This is a genomic window from Paenibacillus sp. B01 (assembly GCF_009649995.1).
In the GTDB taxonomy this organism is placed as follows: domain Bacteria; phylum Bacillota; class Bacilli; order Paenibacillales; family Paenibacillaceae; genus Paenibacillus_O; species Paenibacillus_O pasadenensis.
The window spans coordinates 3,452,757-3,472,930 of the sequence record NZ_CP045802.1 but is presented as its reverse complement, the minus strand read 5'-3'; the positions used below and the strand labels follow the sequence as shown (position 1 = coordinate 3,472,930).

Below are 20,174 nucleotides of genomic sequence, written 5' to 3'. Positions count from 1 at the left end.
TGGGCCTTTTTGGCTTTTTTCCAGGCAGAAGGGCAACAGGAGGATGAAAAGGATGAGCGAGCAGCAGCAGGCAGAGCAGAGTGGAGCCTGGGAAATCCGGCCGGTCACGCCGGCGACGGGAGCGGAAGTGAGCGGAGTGGTGCTGTCGGATCGGCTCGGCGAGGAGGATATCGTCCGGCTGCGCGAGGCGCTCGCGCGGCATAAGGTGCTGTTCTTCCGCGGCCAGGGCCATCTGGACGACGCCGCGCAGGAGGCGTTCGCCGCCCGGCTCGGGCAGCCGTTCGCCCATCCGACGGTCCCTTCCAAGGAAGGGACGGGCTACATCCTTGACGTCGACTCGCAGCATGGCGGCCGGGCGGACCAGTGGCATACGGACATCACGTTCCTCGATGCGTATCCGTCGGCGTCGATCCTGCGCGCGGTCGTCGTTCCGGAGGCCGGCGGCGACACCGTATGGGCGAATACGGCCGCGGCCTACGAGAGCCTTCCGCAGGAGCTGAAGGAGCTGGCCGAGCGGCTGTGGGCGGTGCACAGCAACGACTTCGACTATGCGGTGGCGGCTCAGCGCAAGGGCGTGCCGCTGGAGCAGGAGCGCGATTACCGCCAGGTGTTCGCGTCCACCGTCTACGAGACGGAGCATCCGCTCGTCCGCGTGCTGCCCGATACGGGCGAAAAGGCGCTCGTGCTCGGCAGCTTCGCCAAGCGCATCCTGAACGTATCCACCTCGGCGTCTCGGCAGCTGCTCGAGCTGTTCCAGGAGCATGTCGTGCGGCTGAACCATACGGTGCGCTGGCGCTGGGAGGAAGGCGACGTCGTCATCTGGGACAATCGCGCGACGCAGCATGTGGCGGTCAACGACTACGGCGAGCAGCGCCGCATCGTGCGCCGCGTGACGCTGGCGGGCGACGTGCCGGTCAGCGTGGAGGGCAAGCAGAGCCGCACCCGCACGGCGGGCGGTCCGCGGCCGCAGCTCGATCCGGCCGGCGCCTAGGACGGGAGCTGAGCGGGATCTCTCGGCAGGTCGACGGCTGAAGGCGCTCGCGAGCCGGAGGCGCGCGAACGACGAAGAAGCGCCTTCTCGCAAAAAGCAAAAGCTCCTTTCCCCGCTTGTCCGAGGGGAAAGGAACTTTTGCTTTGCCATCCGCTTTGCGATTCGCGGCTGCTCCTGCCTTGGAACCGCCGAATCGGGCTTGGAACGGACAACCAGGGCACAAATGTGCCTTGGATTCGCCCGAATCGGGCTTGGAACGGACAACCAGGGCACAAATGTGCCTTGGATTCGCCGAATCGGGCCTGGAACGGACAACCAGGGCATAAATGTGCCTTGGATTCGCCGAATCGGGCTTGGAACTGGGAACCAGGGCATAAATGTGCCTTGGATTCGCCCGAATCGGGCTTGGAACGGACAACCAAGGCACAAATGTGCCTTGGATTCGCCCGAAATTGGGCTTGCAACGGACAACCAGGGCATAAATGTGCCTTGGATTCGCAGATTCGGGCTGTCACTCCATGCAGCCGAGCTCAGTCGGGCAGCGGCTCGATGCAGGCCGGGCCTTGGCTGCGCACGCTGCCGACCTCGCGGCGGACCGGGTACGCGCGCATCTCCTCCGGCGGATAAGGGCGGAGCAGCGGCTGCAGCCGCTGCGGATCGCGCAGGCCGCGGTCGAGCCAGAGCGCCTCGTCCTCGGGACGCAGGATGACCGGCATCCGGTCATGGATCGGGCGCATCAGCTCGTTCGGCTCCGTCGTCAGCACGGTGCAGGTGGACAGCTTCTCGCCGGCCGGCGAGATCCATGTCTCGTACAGGCCGGCCATGGCGAACGGCGCGCCGCTTTTCAGCGTGACGCGCAGCGGCTGCTTGGCCCCGTCCTGCTGCTGCCATTCGTAAAAGCCGTCCGCCGGAATGAGGCAGCGCTTGCGCCGCAGCGCCTCGCGGAAGGCGGGCTTGGCGGCGGCCGTCTCGGAGCGGGCGTTCAGCATGCGGCTGCCGATCTTCGGATCGTCGGCCCACGGCGGCACGAGCCCCCACTTGAGCTCGCCGAGCCGATTTTTTTCCCCGTCATGAATGATCGCCAGCACCATCTGGGCCGGCGCGATATTGTACTTCGGCTCGTAGTCCCCCAGCCCCGCCTCGCCGATCAGGAAGCGCAGCATCAGCTCCTCGAGCGTGACGGTCAGCGTGTAGCGTCCGCACATCGTCTCCCGCTCCTTTCGCTCACTCTCGTTGCTCCTAGTATAGCGCATGCCCGTCCGGGGGTTAAGCGGCCTTCTTCCCGACTATACTTCTAACAGATCGTCAGAGCGGGAGGAAGAGAGTCATGGAGGCTGGATCGGGTTCGGAAAACGGGCAAGGAAGCGGCAGGCAGGAGCGGCCTTCCGCATCGGCAAAGGCTGCCCCGCCGCAGCGCCGCCGGCTGCTGGAGCTGCTGCTGCTGCCGGCGGCGCTGCCGGCGGCAGCCTATGCGTATGCCGCCGGCAAGCGGCGCAGCCGCAAGGCGGCCGCGACGCTGGCGGCAGGCTCGCCGCCGCTCGCGCTGGCGGCGCCGGCCGTCGCGGAGCTGCGCGCCGCGTGGCGCAAGCTCGAGCGCGCCGCCGCCAAGGCCAAGGCCGCGGCGGCCGCGCCAGCCGCGGCCGCTCCGGCGCCGAGCGCGCCTGCGGGCGGCAAGGCCGCCGCATGGGCGGGGCTGCCGAAGGCAAGCCCTGCCTGGAGCGCGGAGGCGGCGGCCGCCCTCGGCGCGCCGCCGGCGCTGCCGGCCGGCCCGGCCGGCGATGCCGCGCTCGTGCAGCGGCTGCGCGCGGAGACGGCGCGGCTCAATCGCAACAACGTGACGCGCACGGAGGCATACCGCGCGTTTTATTTGCGTCGGCCGGAGGTGCACTGGGCGCTGCTCGCGCATCTCGTCTCGCGCAACGGCGGCTGGAACATGTCCGATCTGCAGGGCGAGTGGCTGCCCCGGCTGCTCGACCTGCACAAGCGCCGCTGCACGTTCGGCATGCTGGAGCGGGCGAACGCGCTCATTTTCCACGACGCCTATCCGCAGCTGCTGCTCTATGAGGAATGCCGCCGCACGAGGCGCAATCTGCTGCATCTGCTGCCGCAGCTCGGCGTGTCCGCGTTCATGCGTCCCGTCTGGCAGCAGTTCCTGCGCACCGGCGACGCGGTGCCGCTGACGGTCGGCCTGATCGTCAACGAGCAGCATTTCATCGAGGAGCGGGTCGTGCAAAATCCGTATTATCGGCGAAAGGTGCTGAACACGTTCTTCTTCGGCATGCAGTCGGTGCTGCAGCTCAACCAGGTCCTGTTCCCGTACGGCAAGGACGAGGGCGGCGATCCGCTCGTCGCGGGACTCATCCTCGAGGACTTCTCCGACCTGGCCGAGCGCATCGAGTTCGGCAAGCGGCTGTATGCGATGCTGTTCGCGGTTCCGGGCGTCGCGAAAGGCGCCCTCGCCTTCGTCAAGGCGACGCGCCATACCGGATCGAGATCGGATTACGCGCCGGAGCTGTACGCGCCGGTACGGCACGGGGCTCCCGGCGCCGCCTACCGCGAGCGGCTGCGCGGCGGCAGGCTGCTGCCGGGAGCGGAGCCGCTGTACAGCCCGCCGCTGTCGGCCGCCTGGGCGGACCGGCCGGTGGACGACCCGGAGCCGGGCGACTGGTTCAAAGGGCCGGAGGACGTGCTGCCGTATTTCCGGGCGCTGCCGGTGCCGGATCGGTTCGAGCTGACGGCGGACTACCGCATCGCGCTCGGCAAGGTGGAGCTCGCCGTGCTGGCGGCCTCCGGCTCGGGCTTCGGACCGAAGCCGGGCTGACGGCCCTGCGGCCCGCCCGGCGCGGCTGGTCTCAGCCAGCGGCCAAAAGCGATGTCGATGGCGTCCATGACGTCCGGCGGGAGCCGCTGCCGTCCTACCGCAAGACGCTGCAAGCGGATTACGGAGCCGAGCTCGAGACGGCGGACTTCGCTGGCGGCGGCGCGGAAGCGGCGGAGCGCATGAACCGCTGGGTCGACCGGCATACCGAGGGCATGATCCCGCAAATCGTCGATTCGAACGAGCCGCTTGATCCGGAGACGCTCGCCGTGCTGCTGAACACGGTTTATTTCAAGGGCGGCTGGCAGGACGAGTTCGATCCGGCGCGGACGGAGCAGGCCGCGTTCGCGATGGACGGCGGCGAGCGGCTCGATGTCGCGATGATGCAGCGGGGCGGCAGCTATCCGCACCTGCGGACGGAGCGCTTCGAGGCGGTGCGCCTGCCGTACGGGCTGAAGGGCGGATACCGGCTGCTGCTCGTCCTGCCGGCTCGCGGGCTCGGCGTGGATGACCTGCTGCCGGACTTGGAGCGCTACGAGGAGTGGCAGGACGAGCTGCAGGCCAAGGCCGGCAGCGTCGCGCTGCCGCGCTTCAAGGCCGCGGTCCGCAGCGTGCTGAACGAGCCGCTGCGGCAGCTCGGCATGCGGCAGGCGTTCGCGCCGGGCGCCGACTTCGGCGGCATGCTGGAGGGCAGCCCGGACCTCCAGCTCAGCCTCGTCCTGCAGCAGGTCGTGCTGGAGGTGAACGAGAAGGGGACGGAAGCGGCCGCGGCGACGCTGATGGCGGAAGGCGGCGCGGCGCCCCCGAGCGATCCGGGCGGACCGGCCGTTTTTCCTCGCGATCGAGGACGGGGTCTCGGGCGCCTGGCTGTTCCTCGGCCGGATCGGCCGGCCCGCGGACGGAGCGTAGCGGCGCAAAAAAGCCGAGCCCGCCAAGGGCGTCCGTACAGGCGGACGCGGCGTCCGGCGCATCGAATAGAGCATCCTTCCGCTAAGGATGTGAAACGATGCCTGTCCGTACACGCAGCGCCAGCCTGCATCCGCCTTGCCGCAGGCTGCGCGATCAAAAGAAAGCCGGGCGCTCCAACTGGAGCTCCGGCAACTGGAGCGGCTACGCGATCGAAGGATCGCGAGGCGCCTTCTCCAGCATTTCCGCCCGCTGGACCGTCCCGGTCGCGCGCCCGACGTCCCAATCCACTTATTCGTCGGCCTGGATCGGCATCGACGGCTACAGCAACAGCGATCTGATCCAGACCGGCACCGCCCACGACTATGTCGACGGCCGTGCAGAGTATTACGCCTGGTGGGAAATCCTGCCCGCCTCGGAGACGCGCATCCCGCATCCGGTCCGCCCCGGCGACGTCATGGCCGCCCGCATCGCCCGCGTGAGCCGCGGCCGCTGGTCGATCGCGCTGCGCAACGTCACGCGCGGCTGGACGTTCCGCACCGTCCAGACGTATCGCGGCCCGCAGCGCTCGGCCGAATGGATTGTCGAGGCGCCGCAGATCGGCGGCGACATCGCGACCTTCGCGCGCATCACGCCGCTGCCGTTCCGCCGCTGCCGGGTTGACGGCCGCAGTCCGGGCCTCAAGCTGTCCCAGCGCGGCGTCATGGTGCAGGGCCGCTATATCCGCGCGCTTCCTTCGCGGCCGAACGCCGCGGGCGACGGCTTCGTCGTGCGCAGCGTGCGGATCCGCACAAGCGAGTCCTGATGGAAGGGCGCTTGCCGAGCTAACCGGCAAGCGCCCTTTTCGCGAGGGGGCCGAAGCGCCTCGGCCGGGCGAAGCGGCGGCGATCCTTCGATAGAATACGCTTTCATTTTCTCGTTGACAAAATTCGGGACGCCGATTATGATCAGGGTGTGAAACGTTTAATCATGGCCAAGTCAAAGCTGCACCATGTCTGGTTTAATGTCGGTGAAGGAGTCATTGCTTCATGCGATGAAACGTTTAATCCAAAGAGCAAGGAGCTTCAAGCATGAGCGCCAGTCGCGTTACGATCAAGGATGTCGCCAAGCTGGCCCAAGTGTCCATCGCGACCGTATCCAACGTCATCAACGGCACGGGGCGCGTCTCCCCGGAAACCCAGCGCAAGGTGGAGCAGGCGATCGGCGAGCTCGACTTCGCGCCGAGCGCGTCGGCGCGCAACCTCAAGGACAAGAAATCGTCGCTGATCGCCGTCGTCGTCCCGCTGCTGGAGAAGGGCCGCTTGCAGGACAACCCGTTCTACTGGCATCTCGTCCGGGGCATCGAGGAGAGCGCGCGCGGCGTCAAGCTGCATGTCATCCTCGTCGGCATCGGCCCGGACGAGACGTTCTCGTTCGTGCGCGAGCAGCATCTGGACGGCCTGATCTTCGTCGGCGCGTTCGCCCGCACGGAGCTTGTGGAAAGCATGCTGCGCCTCGGGGTGCCGTGCGTCTTCATGGACAGCCTCGTCGACGATCCGTCCTTCTACCAGGTCGCGCTCGACGACGAGCTGGGCGGCTACATCGGCACGAAGCATCTGCTGTCGCTCGGCCACGAGCGGATCGCGCTGCTGACCGGCGTGCTGCTCGAAGGCGGCGTCAACTACTGCCGCTGGCAGGGGTACCGGCGGGCGCTCGAGGAGGCGGGAGTGCCTTATCGGCCGGAGCTCGTCTACGAGGAGCCGACCTCCTCGCTCGGCGGCTACCGCGCCGCCTCGCGCATCGGGGCCAAGACGGGCGGCATCACCGCCGTATTCGCCCTGTCCGACATGGCGGCGATCGGCCTCGTCAAGGGGCTGCATGATCTCGGAATCGTCGTGCCCCGCGACATCTCGGTCGTCGGCTTCGACGATGACGAGCGGGCGCGCTACTGCATCCCCGCGCTGACGACGGTGCGTCAGGACATCGTCGAGAAAGGGCGGACCGCGGTCCGCCTGCTGACGGCCCAGCTGGAGCGGGAGCCGCTCGCGGAGCGGCGCGTGACGCTCGGCGTCGAGCTCGTGCCGCGCCAAAGCACGGCGCCGCCTTCCCGCTAGTCCCGGAGGGGCAGCGTCCAGGCCCGCGCTCCCGGCCGGCCTAGGACGGATGGATTCGAACCGGACCCGAACGATGAAAGGAGGTGGGGGGAACCGTTCGGGAACCCGGAGCTCGGAAGGAGCTCTTGTTCGACCATCCATTCTAGCGGGGAGTGTTGACGAGTGAAGGTATGGAAAAAATTGACGATCGCGGTGCTGGCAGGCGGCCTGGTGCTGCCGTCCGGAGCGATCCACCCGCCTAAAGCGGAAGCGCTTACGGCTTCCGGGGCGCTCAGCCCGGTCACGCCGAAGGACACGGTCTATCAGATCATTACGGACCGCTTCGTAGACGGCGATACGAGCAACAACAAGCCGGCGGGCTTCGACCCGACGCTGTTCGACGACGCGAACGGCGACGGGCGCGGCGACGGCAACGATCTCAAGCTGTATCAGGGCGGCGATTGGAAGGGCATCATCGACAAGATCCCCTATTTGAAAAATATGGGCGTCACGGCCGTCTGGATCTCCGCGCCTTACTCCAACCGCGATACCGCCATCAACGACTACCAGGCGGGCGGCGCCATCAACCGCTGGACGAGCTTCCACGGCTACCATGTGCGCAACTACTTCGCGACGAACAAGCATTTCGGCCTGATGAAGGACTTCGAGGGGCTGCGCGACGCGCTGCACGCCCAGGGCATCAAGCTCGTCATCGACTTCGTCACGAACCATACAAGCCGCTGGCAGAACCCGACAAGCGGCTACAGCGCCGAGGACGGCAAGCTGTACGAGCCGGACAAAAACGCAGCGGGCGCCTATCAGTTCAATGCCGCCGGCGACCTGCTCGACGCCAACGGCGACGGCAAGACGGACAACCTGCTCGCCGATCCGCACAACGACGTGAACGGCTGGTTCCACGGGCTCGGCGACCGCGGCGCCGACAGCTCCCGCTACGGCTTCCGCCACAAGGATCTCGGCTCGCTCGCCGACTTCTCGCAGGAGAACAGCGCGGTCATCGCCCATCTGGAAAAAGCGGCGACGTTCTGGAAGTCCAAGGGCGTCGACGGCTTCCGGCATGACGCGACGCTGCATATGAACCCGGCCTTCACGAAAGGGCTGAAAGACGCGATCGACTCCGCCTCCGGCGGTCCGATGACGCATTTCGGCGAATTTTTCATCTCGCGTCCCGATCCGAAGTATGACGAGTACCGGACGTTCCCGGACCGTACCGGCGTGAACAACCTCGACTTCGAGTATTTCCGCGCGTCGACCAACGCGTTCGGCAATTTCTCCGAGACGATGAGCAGCTTCGGCAACATGCTGCTGACGACGAGCGCGGACTACACCTACGAGAACCAGGCGGTGACGTTCCTCGACAACCACGACGTCACGCGCTTCCGCTACATCCAGCCGAACGACAAGCCGTACCATGCCGCGCTGGCGACGCTCATGACGAGCCGCGGCACGCCGAACATCTACTACGGCACGGAGCAGTACCTGTCGTCGGCGGACAGCAGCGACATCGCGGGCCGCGTGTTCATGGAGAAGGCCGCGTCGTTCAACCAGAACTCGACGGCGTACAAGGTCATCAAGAGCCTGTCGGCGCTGCGCCAGTCCAACGAGGCGGTCGCCTACGGCACGACGTCGGTGCTGTACAGCACGAACGACGTGCTCGTCTACCAGCGCCAGTTCTACGACAAGCAGGTCGTCGTCGCCGTGAACCGCCAGCCGAACTCGAGCTTCGTCGTGCCGGCGATCAACACGACGCTGCCTGCCGGCACCTATGCCGACACGCTTGGCGGACTGCTGTCCGGCGCTTCGGCCAGCGTGACGAACGTCTCCGGCCAGAACAAGATCGCCAGCTTCACGCTCGCCGGCGGCCAAGTGAACGTCTGGTCGTACAATCCTTCCCTCGGCACGACCGTGCCGCGCATCGGCGACGTCGTCTCGACCTCCGGCCGTCCGGGCAATACGGTCTACATCTATGGCACCGGACTCGGCGGCTCGCCGGTCGTGAAGTTCGGCGCGACGACGGCGACCGTCGTCAGCAGCAGCGATACGTTCATCGAAGCGGTCGTGCCAAGCGTCGCCGCAGGCCCGCAGACGATTACCGTGACCAAGGGCAGCAGCGTCAGCAACACGTTCGCCTATGAGGTGCTGACTGACGATCAGGTGCAGGTCATCTTCAAGGTGAACGCGACGACCACGCCGGGACAGAACATCCATCTTGTCGGCAGCATCGCGGAGCTCGGCAGCTGGGATGCGGCCAAGTCTACCGAAGCGATGATGAACCCGAACTATCCGGTCTGGTTCCTGCCGGTCAGCGTGCCGAAGGGCGCGACGTTCCAGTTCAAGTTCGTCAAAAAGGACGCGAGCGGCAATGTCGTCTGGGAAGGCGGATCGAACCGCACGTTCACCGCGCCGACATCCGGCTCGGCCGATACCGTCGTCTATACGTGGCAGTAGGCTTGTCCCGCGTGCAGGAGGGACAATTGAATCAAAAAAAGAGATATCCTGCGTAAAACAGAGGTATTAAGGGAAAAACAACGTAAACGAGCGATTATAGGCAGAAAACAAGCTGTGCAAACGATTTAACAAACCGGTTTTGCTGATGTATGATGGATGAGGTTAATGAATGAACCGCTTTCATGAAAGCGGGCAAAACGCAAGTCAGGGGAAAGAAAGATCCGTTCGACAAGTTTCGCAAATTTGGCAAACGTTTGCGCGTTTTGGCGGATTTCGGTCTTTCTTTCCCTGATCGTTAAGCTGGAACATACGAAAGGGGTCAGTACGAACATGAAAAAGGCTTATGTATGGACGATGGTCGCGGCGATGGCGCTCGTATCGGCATGCGGCAACAACGGCGGCAACGGAGGAAACTCGGCAGAGCCTGCGGCCAGCACCGCTCCGAGCCCGGCCGCGAACGCGGACGCCGGAGGCGCGGCAGCCGAGGAGCTCCAGCCGGAGGAAGGCGCTTCCCTGCTCGTCTGGGAGAGCAAGGAGGAGCGTCCGTTCGTCGAGGCGATCGCCAAGGAGTTCACCGAGAAGTACGGCGTTCAAGTGAAGTTCGAGGAGCTGGGCGCGGGCGACCAGGTCAACAAGCTGATCAACGACGGTCCGGCCGGCCTCGGCGCCGACGTCGTGCTGTTCCCGCATGACAACCTCGGCAAGGCGGTATCCGCCGGCCTCGTGCTGCCGAACGACTACTACGAGGAAGAGACCAAAGCGGCCAGCTCCGAAATCGCGCTGAACGCCGTCACGTATGACGGCACGCTGTACGGCTACCCGCGCTCGGTCGAGACGTACGCGCTGTTCTACAACAAGAAGCTCGTGCCGACGCCTCCGAAGACGTTCGAGGAAGTCGAAGCCTTCGCCAAAACCTACAATGATCCGAAAGCGAACAAATTCGCCATCATGTGGGAAGTCGGCAACCTGTACTTCAACTATCCGTTCCTGTCCACCGGCGGCTACATCTACGGCGACAACGGCCAGAACAAGGAAGACATCGGCCTGAACAACGAAGGCGCGATCCAAGGCATGACGTACTACGGCTCTCTGAAAAACAAGCTGCTGCCGCTGAACTCCGGCGACATCACCTACGACATCAAGAAGGGCCTGTTCATGAACGGCACGCTGGCGATGGACATCAACGGTCCTTGGACGACGGCCGAGTACCGCAATGCCGGCCTCGACTTCGGCGTCGCTCCGCTGCCGTCGATCAACGGCCAGCCGGCATCTTCCTTCTCCGGCGTCAAGGCTTGGTACGTCAACTCCTTCTCCAAGTACCCGAACGCGGCTCGCCTGTTCGCGCACTTCACGTCGACGAAGGAAGCCCAGCTCAAGAACTTCGAGATGACGGGCGCGCTGCCGGCCAACAAGGAAGCGGCGAACGATCCTTCCGTGCAGAGCAACGAGATCGTCAAAGGCTTCCTCGAGCAGTTCAACCAATCGACTCCGATGCCTTCCATCCCGGAAATGGGCAACGTATGGAGCCCGGTCGGCGCCGCTCTGTCCGACGTATGGAACGAGGGCAAGGACGCCAAGACGGCGCTCGACAACGCCGTGCAGCAAATCAAAGACGCCAACAACGGAGCCGCTCCGAAGTAAGCTGGCGGAACGGAACAATCGACTGAGCAAGCCCGCCGGCCAGCGCAAGCTGCCGGCGGGCCCTGTTCATTCACATGGAGCCTAGATAGACAAGGGAGGGAGCCGGCAGGATGCGCCATCGTAGCCTCGCAGCTGTGCTGTCCACGCTCTTCATGGGCCTCGGACAGCTGTACAACCGCCAATACCTCAAGGGCCTGCTGCTAGCAGCCGTTGAAGCGCTGGCTATTTTCACGTTCTTGCCGAGCCTCGGCAAGGCGATCTGGGGCGTGTACACGCTCGGAGAGAAGACGCAAGGATTCGAAAAGGTCGGCAGGGTCACGGTCCGCGTCGAAGGGGACCACTCGATCTATCTGCTGATCAGCGGACTGATCACGCTGTTCCTGTTCGCGATTTTCCTCATCATCTATATCATGAATATCCGCGACGCCTACCGGACGGGAGCTGCCCGCGAAGCGGGAGCGAAGCCGGCCTCGTTCAAGCAGACGTTCGCTTATGTGACGGATAAGAAGTTCCCGCATCTCATGCTGGCGCTGCCGGCGGCCGGGGTGCTGTTCCTGACGATCATGCCGATCGTGTTCATGATCATGCTGGCGTTCACCAACTACGCCTCGCCGAACCATATCCCGCCGAAGTCGCTCGTCGACTGGGTCGGCTTCGGCACGTTCGCCAACCTGCTCACGCTCAAGACCTGGAGCGGCACGTTCGTCGGCGTCTTCACCTGGACGATCGTCTGGGCCGTCGTCGCGACGGTCACGACGTATTTCGGCGGCATCCTCGTCGCGCTGCTCATCGAGTCCAAGGGCGTGCGCTTCAAGAAGCTGTGGCGCACGATCTTCATCCTGCCGTATGCGATCCCGCAGCTCATCTCGCTGCTCGCCATGCGCAACCTGTTCAACGGCCAGTTCGGTCCGATCAACCAGTATCTCGGCTACTTCGGCCTCGGCAAGCTGCCGTGGCTGACCGATCCGCTCTGGGCCAAGGCGACGGTCATCCTCGTCAACATGTGGATCGGCATCCCGGTGACGATGGTGCTCATCCTCGGCATCCTGACGGCGATTCCGAAGGACATGTACGAGGCGGCGGACGTGGACGGAGCGACCGGCTTCCAGAAATTCCGCATCATCACGATGCCGTTCATCCTGTTCTCGACCGCGCCGATCCTCATCACGCAGTTCGCGGGCAACATCAACAACTTCAACGTCATCTTCCTGCTCACGAACGGCGATCCGGTCAACGGCAGCTACCAGTACGCCGGCAGCACCGACCTGCTCGTCACCTGGCTGTATAAGCTGACGCTCAACAACAGCCAGTTCAACATGGCCTCGGCCATCGGCATCATCATATTCCTGATCGTGGCGTCGTTCTCCATCTGGAACTACAGACGCACGCGGTCGTTCAAAGAGGAGGACATGATCCAATGAAAACGCGCTCGACGATCTTTCTCGTGCTTAAATACTTGCTGCTGATCGCGATCGCGGTCATTGCGATCTATCCGGCGCTCTGGATCCTGCTCTCCTCGTTCCGTCCCGGCACGTCGCTGTACAGCGAGACCTTGATTCCGGAAACGTTCACGATCGCGCACTACAAGGAGCTGTTCAACAACCCGAGCTTCCAGTACGGCCGCTGGTACCTGAATACGCTCAAGATCGCGACGCTGACAATGGTCTTCTCGACGATCCTGATCACGCTGAGCATGTACGCGCTGTCCCGCTTCCGCTTCCGCGGCCGGCAGAACATCCTCACGACGATGCTCGTGCTCGGCATGTTCCCGGGCTTCATGAGCATGATCGCGATCTTCATCTTCCTGCTGCAGCTCAACCTGCTCGACACGCACGCGGCGCTCATCCTCGTCTACTCGGCGGGCTCGGTGCTCGGCGGCTTCGTCGTCAAGGGCTTCTATGACACGATTCCGCGCAGCCTCGACGAGGCGGCCCGCATCGACGGGGCGACGCATCTGCAGGTGTTCCTGAAGATCATGCTGCCGCTGTCCAAGCCGATGCTCACCTACGTCGCGCTGACGACCTTCACCGGCGCGTGGGTGGATTTCATCTTCGCCCGGCTCGTGCTGCGCACGAAAGAGAACTGGACGCTCGCCGTTGGCATGTGGGATCTCGTCAACTCCTTCCAGAACAGCAACTTCACGCTGTTCGCCGCCGGCGCGGTGCTGATCGCCGTGCCGATCACGCTGCTGTTCTTCTTCCTGCAGCGCTTCCTCGTGCAGGGCATGATGTCCGGCGCGTCCAAGGGCTGATCCGGCCTGCAGGATCGGTTTGTGAAAGCCGCAAGGGGCCTCCTCCGGGAGCCGTTTCGACGGACCCGGGGGCGACCCCTTTTTCTTGTTATCGGCCGCCGGCCGCTCCTTCGGGAGCGGCCGGCGGCTGAATCGCGGATTCCGCCTTGGGGCGCATGGGAGCGGCGAGGAGCGCGGCCGATCCCGCGGCGCAGGGCATGGCGGCGCGGATCAGCTTCCGGCTTCGTCCAGCAGCGCCTTTAGCGCCCGCATGCCCGCGGTGATCTCCTCCGGCTCGAGATGGCCGTAGCCGAACAGCAGCTTGCTCTCGTGCCGGCCTTTCTGGAGGCAATGCTGCTCCAGCGGGACGATGCGGATGCCGCGCAGCAGCGCGAGCTCGCGGAACGTCTCGCCGAAGCGGCGTCCGGGGAATTCGACGGCGAGATGCAGCCCCGCCGCGTCGCCCCAGCATCGCCAGCGGTCCCCGAACTGCTCGGACAGCGCGTCCAGCAGCGCCTGCCGGCGCTCGCGGTACAGGCGGCGCATGCGGGCGACGTGGCGGTCGAGCTTGCGGGCGGCGAGGAACTCGGCCAGCACCGCCTGGTCGAACGCCGGGTTCTGAACGTCGACATGCAGGCGGGCGTACGTCCAGCGGCTCTGGAGCGCGCGCGGCACGATCGCGTAGCCGATGCGCAGGGCGGGGAAGAGCGCCTTGCTGAACGTGCCGATGTAGACGACCCGCTCCGCGTCCATCGCGGCCAGCGGCGTCGCCGGATCGCCGTAGTAGCGGAACTCGCTGTCGTAGTCGTCCTCGAGGATGTAGCTGCCGCTCTCGCGCGCGAAGCGCAGCAGCTCCGCCCGACGCGCGGCAGGCAGGATGCCGCCGAGCGGGAACTGGTGGGACGGCGTCACGTAGATCGGGCTGCCCGGGCGCCCTCCGAGCCGCGACGTGACCATGCCGTGCTCGTCCACGGGGATGCGCTTGGCGGCGTAGCCCTTTTCCAGAAAGACGCGGATCATCTCCGCATGGCACGGATCCTCGGTGATGAGATCGAGCCCCGGCTCGTACAGCAGGTCGGCGGCCAGATGCAGCGCGTGCGTCGCTCCCGCCGTGATGAACAGGTCGGAAGGATCGGCCTGCAGCCCCTTGCTGCGCAGCAGCCAGGCGGCGATCTCCTCGCGCAGCCGCGGCAGCCCTTGCGGGCCCGTATAGCCGAGCCACGGCTCCGGCATGTCGCGCATCGCCTTGGCGGCGAGCTGCTGCCACAAGTAGCGTGGGAACGTCCGCAGATCCGGCTGCCCCGTGCGGAAGTCCGCCAGCAGCCGCGCGGGCGGAGGGGCGGGCGGACGCGGCGCTGACGCGGACCGAGGGTCCAGCCGCACGCCGTCGGCGATCCGCGTCGGCGCCCCCTGACGGCTGACTGCGTAGCCTTCCGCGAGCAGCATCTCGAACGCCTCGTTCACCGTATTGCGCGAGACGCCGAGCGCCTCCGCGAGCCGCCGCGTCGACGGCAGCTCCTCGCCGGCGGCGAGCGCTCCCGACCAGATCCGCTCCCGCAGCGCGGCGAACAGCTGGCGCTTCATCGGCATGTCGCCGTCCCGGTCCAGGCGGATTCCCCACATCGCCCTCATGCCCCCATTCCGTTCTCTTGTCACTGGTCCGGCTGATGCCGGGCCCGACTGGCTCTTTCATCATACCAGCTTCTGGACTAAGATGGCAGAAAAAGGAGGGGAAGCGCATGGATCGATCATCGAGAACAGGCCTGCTGCTGCTGCTCGCCTCGTTCAGCCTGGCCGGCAGCTCCGTCATCGCGGCGGCGCTGCTCGGCAGGCATCTGCAGCCGTTCACGCTGACGGCGGCGAGCCTGCTGCTGTCGCTGCTCTGCCTGCTGCCCGCGCTCGGACGCAGCGCGATCGCCTCGCTGCGCCGCCTGTCGCGAGGACAATGGCTGCAGCTGGCCGGACAGGCGGCGTTCGGCATCGTGCTGTTCCGCGTCTGCCTGCAGCTGGGCCTGGAGCGGACGAGTTCCGCGGAGGCGGGCATCATGATCGGCGCGACGCCCGCGCTGACCGTCGGAATCGCCTGGCTGCTGCTGCGCGAGCGCAGCGGTCCGGCGCGGCTGGGCGGCGTGCTGGCGACCGTGCTCGGCGTCATGCTCATCCAGGGAGCGGCATCGGCCGGCGGAGGCGCGCTGACGGCGGCGCATCTGGCCGGCAATCTGTGGGTGCTCGGAGCCGCCGGGAGCGAGGCGCTGTTCAGCGTGCTGTCGCGCTGGACGGCGGCCGGCCGGGCCGGGGAACGTGCGGCGGGCGGCGCGGAGGCGGCCGGCCAGGCGGCGAGCGGGCAGGCGGCGAGCGGGAGCGGGGCCGTAGGACGGCCGTCCGCAGAGACGGAGGCGAGCAGGAGCGGGGCTGCAGGACGGTCGTCTGGGGAGGCGGAGGCGAGCAGGAGCGGGGCTGCAGGACGGTCGTCTGGGGAGGCGGAGGCGAGCGGCAGCGGGGACACGGGACGGTCGTCTGCAGAGGCGGAGGCGAGCGGGAGCGGGGCCGTAGGACGGCCGTCCGCAGAGGCGGAGGCGGGCAGCAGCGGGGACGCGGGCGAGCCGTCCGGGGCGGCGCAACCGACCGAGGGCGCGGAGGCGCCGCTCCGTCCGGCGCTGCAGACGGCGCTCGTCGCCGGCATGGCGCTGCTGCTCAGCCTGCCGCTCGCGGCCTTCGAGCGGCCGCTCGGAGCGCTCGCCACGCTCGGCGCGACCGAGTGGCTGGCGCTTCTCTGGTACGGCCCGGTCGTGACGGCGGCGGCGTTCGGCCTGTGGTACGCCGGCATCCGGCGCTGCCCGGCGTCGACGGCGGCGGCCTGCTCCGGCATGATGCCGTTCAGCGCGCTGCTGCTGTCAGTGCTCGTGCTCGGCGAGCATGCCGGCTGGACGCAGTGGAGCGGCGGCCTGCTCGTCATGCTCGGCATGGCGCTGATCGGCCGCTCCCCCGGCTCTGCCGGCAAGCGAAGTCGAGGCGCGGGCAGCGCTTCGGCCGAGGCGCGCGTCGGGCAGCGCTTCCGATCCTTCCCGGCTGGAAGCGGGGATCCAGCGGAGGGGAGCATTTACAGCCGCCGGCGAACGAGGTAAGCTGGAAAAAACGTCCGATTTTAGGAGGGGAAGAGATGGATCGGAATGCAGATCAGGCCGAGGGACGGCCGGTCGGCCTCACGGCGGATGCGGGCTGGCAGATCGGCGTGCGCCGCACGCTCGGCGCTTCCGCCGAGCGCATCTGGCGGCATCTGACGGGGACAGAGGCAGGCCTCGCGCTGTGGCTCGGAGACGCGCGGCCTCGGGAGCTGGAGCCGGGAAGCGAGCTTGTCTCTTCGGAAGGCATCGAGAGCCGCTTCGTCGTCGTGAAGCCCGGCCGCCAGCTGCGGCTCCGCTGGCGGCTGCCGGAATGGGACGAGCCTGCGACGCTGCAGATCCGCTTGCTGCCCTCCGGCGAGGGCCGGACGGCGGTGAGCTTCCATCAGGAGCGGCTGGCCGGTCCCGCCGAGCGGGAGCTCATGAAGCGGCGCTGGGAGCAGGCGCTTGGCGCGCTCCGCGACGCCCTGGAGGACGGGCGGGCCGGAGACGGCGAATCGGGCTGACGGCCCGCCTGGCTCCCGCGACGGAGCCAGACATGAAAGGAGGGGATCGGCCATGCTGCAATCGTTTCTGCCGGGAGACGGCACGCTGGAGCAGAAAGCGTTCGTGCGGGAAGAGACGGCTTTCAATCTGATCCACACCATCAGCGCGGCGCCGGAATCGAGGCGGCTGCGCTCGGGCGACGGACGGCTCGTGTTCGCCCAGTCTCCAGGCCGCAACGGCTGGCTTTGGCTGTCTCCGGAGCTCGAGCCGCCGGAGCGGGAGCGCCTGCTGGGCGAGCTGGATGAAGCGCTGGCGGACGAGCTGCTGCCAGGCGTATCCGGCTCGCCGGACGCGGCGCCAAGCTTCGCGGCGCGGCACGGGGCGCGCACGGGGAGGGGAACGCGGGTCGGCATGGTCATGGAAGCCTACGCGGCGCCGGCCCTCCTTCCGCCGACCGGCGTCTCCGGACGGATGCGCCTGTTCGGGTCGGACGAGCGCGAGCTCGCGGCGGAATTCCTCGCCGGCATGGTCCGCGACGTGTACGGCGAGCTGGCTGACGCCGCTGGCCAGCTGGCCACGGCCGACACGCTCATCCGCGCGGCCAAGCTCTACCTGTGGGAAGACGGCGGCGAGCCGTCCGCGATGGCGGGCTACGGCGGCGCCTCGCCGCGGCACGGGCGCATCAACGCCGTGTACACGCCCCCGGACCGCAGGCGCAAAGGCTACGGGAGCGCGCTCGTCGCCGGCGTTGCCGGCCGCATCGCCGGCCAAGGGCTCGTGCCGATGCTCTATGCCGACTGCGCCTATCCCGACTCCAACCGCGTCTACCGCCGCCTCGGCTTCCAGCCGGCGGGCGTGATCGCGGACATCAAATTTGCATGATGTCGACTACGAGGGCTGCTTGGACCTGCCAAGTGCAATAACGCCGGTTCCAGGCAGAACAGGACCTGTCGCCAGTTCTATATTGTTGAAGCATGCGGTTGAAGCGGCTAAGGATTCATGATCGGCGGGTTAGGGCGTTTATTCAAAGCGCTGGCGCGAGCCAAGGAACCTTCGGCTCCCTCGTGGAGCCGAAGCGCCGGGTGACGTCGAATCAAGGAACATTCAGCTCCCTCATGGAGCCGCAGCGCCGGATAACGTCGAATCAAGGAACATTCGGTTCCCTCGTCGAGCCGAAGCGCCAGTGATCGTCGAATCAAGGGACCTTCGGCTCCCTCGTGGAGCCGATAGCGCCTCGCCGTTCGCCGTCCGCGGCCGTGCCTGTCCGCTCGCCGTCCGCCTTCGCTCACCCGCGCCCGGCCCGCTATCCCGCTCTCGTTCGCCGTCCGCGGCCCGTGCCCGTCCGCTCGCCGTGTCCGCCTTCGCTCGCAGCGCCCGGCCCGCTTCCCGCTCTCGTCCGCCGTCCGCTCTTCGCCCGCCGCCCTTTCAGCCCGCAAGCCTCTGCAGAGGCTTGCGGGCTGCTTGCGCTTCCTTATTTTCCCTCTTGCATAGGGAACATACATTCGGTATATAATACGTTTAGAATGAAATGCGAACATATATTCGATCAACGAGCAACAGGGCTCGCGGCCGGCTCTTCGCAGGCCCGATCCCTAGAGAGCAGGAGGTATGCCCGGTGGAGAGAGCGATCCTGCTGGCGGACTGCCAGTCGTTCTATGCCTCGGCGGAAAAGGCGGCGCATCCCGAATATCGCGACCAGCCGGTCGCCGTCGGCGATCCGTCGCGGAGGAGCGGCATCGTGCTGGCGGCGTGCCCGCTCGCCAAAGCGCGCGGCGTGACGACGGCCTCGCGGGTCGGAGAGGCGCTGACGCTTTGTCCGGAGCTGGTCGTCATCCGGCCGCGGATGCAGCGCTACATCGAGGTGTCGCTGTTCATCACGCAGATTTTCAAACGGTACACGGATCAGGTCGAGCCCTACAGCATCGACGAGCAGTTCCTCGACGTCACGGGCTCCGCGGCCTACTACGGCGGGCCGAGGCGGACGGCGCGCGACATCCAGAACCATATCCTGCTGTCGACGGGCATCAAGTCCCGGATCGGGATCGGCCCGACGAAGATTCTGGCCAAGATGGCCGCCGACAATTACGCCAAGAAGAGTCCGGAGGGCGTGTTCGAGCTGAGGCCGGAGACGCTGGACGCGACGCTGTGGACGCTGCCGGTGCATCAAATGTTCATGGTCGCCTCGCGGATGACCCGGCACTTCAACCGGATGGGGCTGACGACGATCGGCGACATCGCGCGGCTGGAGTTCCCGGAGTTCAAGCGGCGCATGCGGCTCGAGATGGGGCGGCAGAGCGACATCCAGGCCGGCTACTACTGGCAGACGGCGCGCGGCATCGACCCGAGCCCGGTCGTCTCCGGCATCCGCCACCAGCTGAAGTCCGTCGGCCACGGCAAGGCGCTGCGCTGGCGGATGTACCGCTGCCGGGCGGATATCGAGGTCGTGCTGCTCGAGCTCGTCCTCGAGGTGTGCCAGCGCATGCGGAGGCACGGCTGCATGGGAACGGTCGTCGCGGTGTCCGCGACGGAGACCGACGGCGAGCGGACGGGCGGCTTCAGCCGCCAGCTGACGCTGGGGCAGCCGACGTCGCTGACGCATGAGGTCGCCGCGGCGGCGCGCGAGCTGTTCGCGCGCCACTGGAGCGGCCTGCCGGTCGGGCGGCTGAGCGTGACCGTCTCGGGACTGACGGACGACGGCGTCATGCAGCTGACGCTGTTCGAGGACCGGGACCGGGCTTATCGCAAGGAGCAGACGATCGACCGCATCAAGGAACGGTTCGGAGCGGACGCCATCATGCGGGCGTCGTCGCTGCTGGAAGCGGGAGTGGCGCGCGAGCGCGCCGAACAGATTGGGGGGCATTACCGATGAGCAAGCTGGACGGCAACGAGCGCTGGAAGTCCAAGATGCTGCTGACCGAGCATGTGGAGCAGTATGACCGGAGCCAGGCGGGAGCGGAGGCCAAGGTGACGACGGCGGAGGAGCGCGTCATGATCCGCGACTCCATCCTCCTTCCCCATATGGCCGTCATGGTCGAGAAGAGCCTCGCCGAGCTCGAGCATTCCGGCAACATGCTGCGGCGGCTGTACGGCACCGCCGGCCAGCTCGTGCTGAACCGGATCATGCAGGACCAGTACGCGCTGCGCCGCGAGCTGAAGGCCCGCAACATCCGCATCGTCGCGGAGGAGCAGTCGTCCTCGATCGTCCATCATCGCTACTACTGCCGGGGCTACGAGGAGCACTTCGGCATGACCCGCGAGGTGATGCGCTCGGAGATCAGCTGGCGCCTGACCCGGTATGCGGCGGAGCTGGCCGAGCGGATGAAGGATGACGGCAAGAAAAAGCGAGGGACGGAGGGAGCCCCTTGACCGGGGCTGCTTGCGGCGGGGAAAAAAAGGGTTGCAAAGGCTTACATCTCCGCCTATAATGAGCTCACAGGTTTCC

Annotated in this window: 17 protein-coding genes; 15 read left to right on the top strand and 2 right to left on the bottom strand. The window is 66.5% G+C overall.

The features are described from left to right. Positions 1-52: 52 nt before the first annotated feature. The gene (locus GE073_RS14955) at positions 53-991 is read left to right on the top strand and encodes a TauD/TfdA dioxygenase family protein (protein ID WP_028596878.1); all 939 of its coding nucleotides are present in this window, start codon (positions 53-55) and stop codon (positions 989-991) included. Positions 992-1,521: 530 nt separating this feature from the next. On the opposite strand, the gene GE073_RS14950 is transcribed toward GE073_RS14955, so the two are convergent. Beyond that, a complete protein-coding gene (locus GE073_RS14950; RefSeq protein ID WP_153783768.1) occupies positions 1,522-2,196 on the bottom strand; it encodes an SOS response-associated peptidase in 675 nt (224 codons plus the stop codon). A 122-nt stretch (positions 2,197-2,318) separates the two neighbouring features. Here GE073_RS14950 and GE073_RS14945 point away from each other — a divergent pair, with 122 nt between their 5' ends. The 8 genes from GE073_RS14945 (at position 2,319) to GE073_RS14910 (ending at position 13,145) form a co-directional block, all read left to right on the top strand. Further along, complete coding sequence (locus tag GE073_RS14945; protein WP_153783767.1) at positions 2,319-3,812, top strand: DUF2515 family protein; 1,494 nt, start codon at positions 2,319-2,321, stop codon at positions 3,810-3,812. Further along, entirely contained in the window at positions 3,809-5,056 is a 1,248-nt protein-coding gene (locus tag GE073_RS25480) for a serpin family protein (protein WP_228551879.1), read from the top strand. The genes GE073_RS14945 and GE073_RS25480 overlap by 4 nt, the downstream gene beginning before the upstream one ends. Further along, positions 4,957-5,520, top strand: coding sequence for a G1 family glutamic endopeptidase (locus tag GE073_RS14935; RefSeq protein WP_228551877.1), 564 nt, complete (start codon positions 4,957-4,959; stop codon positions 5,518-5,520). Before GE073_RS25480 ends, GE073_RS14935 begins: the two co-directional genes overlap by 100 nt. A gap of 265 nt (positions 5,521-5,785) precedes the next feature. Next, positions 5,786-6,808: a LacI family DNA-binding transcriptional regulator gene (locus GE073_RS14930; RefSeq protein ID WP_153783766.1), complete on the top strand. Its 1,023-nt coding sequence runs from the start codon at positions 5,786-5,788 to the stop codon at positions 6,806-6,808. Between the two features lie 162 nt (positions 6,809-6,970). Then, on the top strand, positions 6,971-9,253 hold the full coding sequence (locus tag GE073_RS14925) for an alpha-amylase family glycosyl hydrolase (protein WP_153783765.1): 2,283 nt from the start codon (positions 6,971-6,973) through the stop codon (positions 9,251-9,253). Between the two features lie 330 nt (positions 9,254-9,583). Beyond that, a complete protein-coding gene (locus GE073_RS14920; protein WP_101809277.1) occupies positions 9,584-10,894 on the top strand; it encodes a sugar ABC transporter substrate-binding protein in 1,311 nt (436 codons plus the stop codon). 110 nt (positions 10,895-11,004) lie between these two features. Continuing rightward, positions 11,005-12,315 carry a carbohydrate ABC transporter permease gene (locus tag GE073_RS14915; protein ID WP_028596873.1) on the top strand — a complete coding sequence of 437 codons (1,311 nt, stop codon included), beginning with the start codon at positions 11,005-11,007 and terminating at the stop codon, positions 12,313-12,315. Next, positions 12,312-13,145, top strand: coding sequence for a sugar ABC transporter permease (locus GE073_RS14910; RefSeq protein WP_028596872.1), 834 nt, complete (start codon positions 12,312-12,314; stop codon positions 13,143-13,145). Before GE073_RS14915 ends, GE073_RS14910 begins: the two co-directional genes overlap by 4 nt. Before the next feature lie 210 nt (positions 13,146-13,355). Here GE073_RS14910 and GE073_RS14905 read toward each other — a convergent pair whose 3' ends face one another. Then, positions 13,356-14,747: a MocR-like pyridoxine biosynthesis transcription factor PdxR gene (locus tag GE073_RS14905; RefSeq protein WP_153783764.1), complete on the bottom strand. Its 1,392-nt coding sequence runs from the start codon at positions 14,745-14,747 to the stop codon at positions 13,356-13,358. Between the two features lie 116 nt (positions 14,748-14,863). On the opposite strand from GE073_RS14905, the gene GE073_RS14900 reads away from it, so the two are divergent. From GE073_RS14900 to GE073_RS14875, 6 genes are all read left to right on the top strand, one after another. Continuing rightward, positions 14,864-16,249, top strand: a complete 1,386-nt coding sequence (locus GE073_RS14900; protein WP_194843372.1) for a DMT family transporter — start codon at positions 14,864-14,866, stop codon at positions 16,247-16,249. Between the two features lie 35 nt (positions 16,250-16,284). After that, positions 16,285-16,752 carry an SRPBCC family protein gene (locus GE073_RS14895; RefSeq protein WP_101809274.1) on the top strand — a complete coding sequence of 156 codons (468 nt, stop codon included), beginning with the start codon at positions 16,285-16,287 and terminating at the stop codon, positions 16,750-16,752. Positions 16,753-16,804: 52 nt separating this feature from the next. Further along, the gene (locus GE073_RS25965) at positions 16,805-17,614 is read left to right on the top strand and encodes a GNAT family N-acetyltransferase (RefSeq protein ID WP_101809273.1); all 810 of its coding nucleotides are present in this window, start codon (positions 16,805-16,807) and stop codon (positions 17,612-17,614) included. After that, positions 17,607-17,735, top strand: a complete 129-nt coding sequence (locus GE073_RS14885) for a hypothetical protein (protein ID WP_101809272.1) — start codon at positions 17,607-17,609, stop codon at positions 17,733-17,735. The genes GE073_RS25965 and GE073_RS14885 overlap by 8 nt, the downstream gene beginning before the upstream one ends. 612 nt (positions 17,736-18,347) lie before the next feature. Next, positions 18,348-19,601 (top strand): DNA polymerase IV, encoded by a 1,254-nt coding sequence (locus GE073_RS14880; protein ID WP_028596868.1) that lies wholly within the window; start codon positions 18,348-18,350, stop codon positions 19,599-19,601. Continuing rightward, complete coding sequence (locus GE073_RS14875) at positions 19,598-20,098, top strand: YhjD family protein (RefSeq protein WP_028596867.1); 501 nt, start codon at positions 19,598-19,600, stop codon at positions 20,096-20,098. Before GE073_RS14880 ends, GE073_RS14875 begins: the two co-directional genes overlap by 4 nt. Positions 20,099-20,174: the final 76 nt, after the last annotated feature.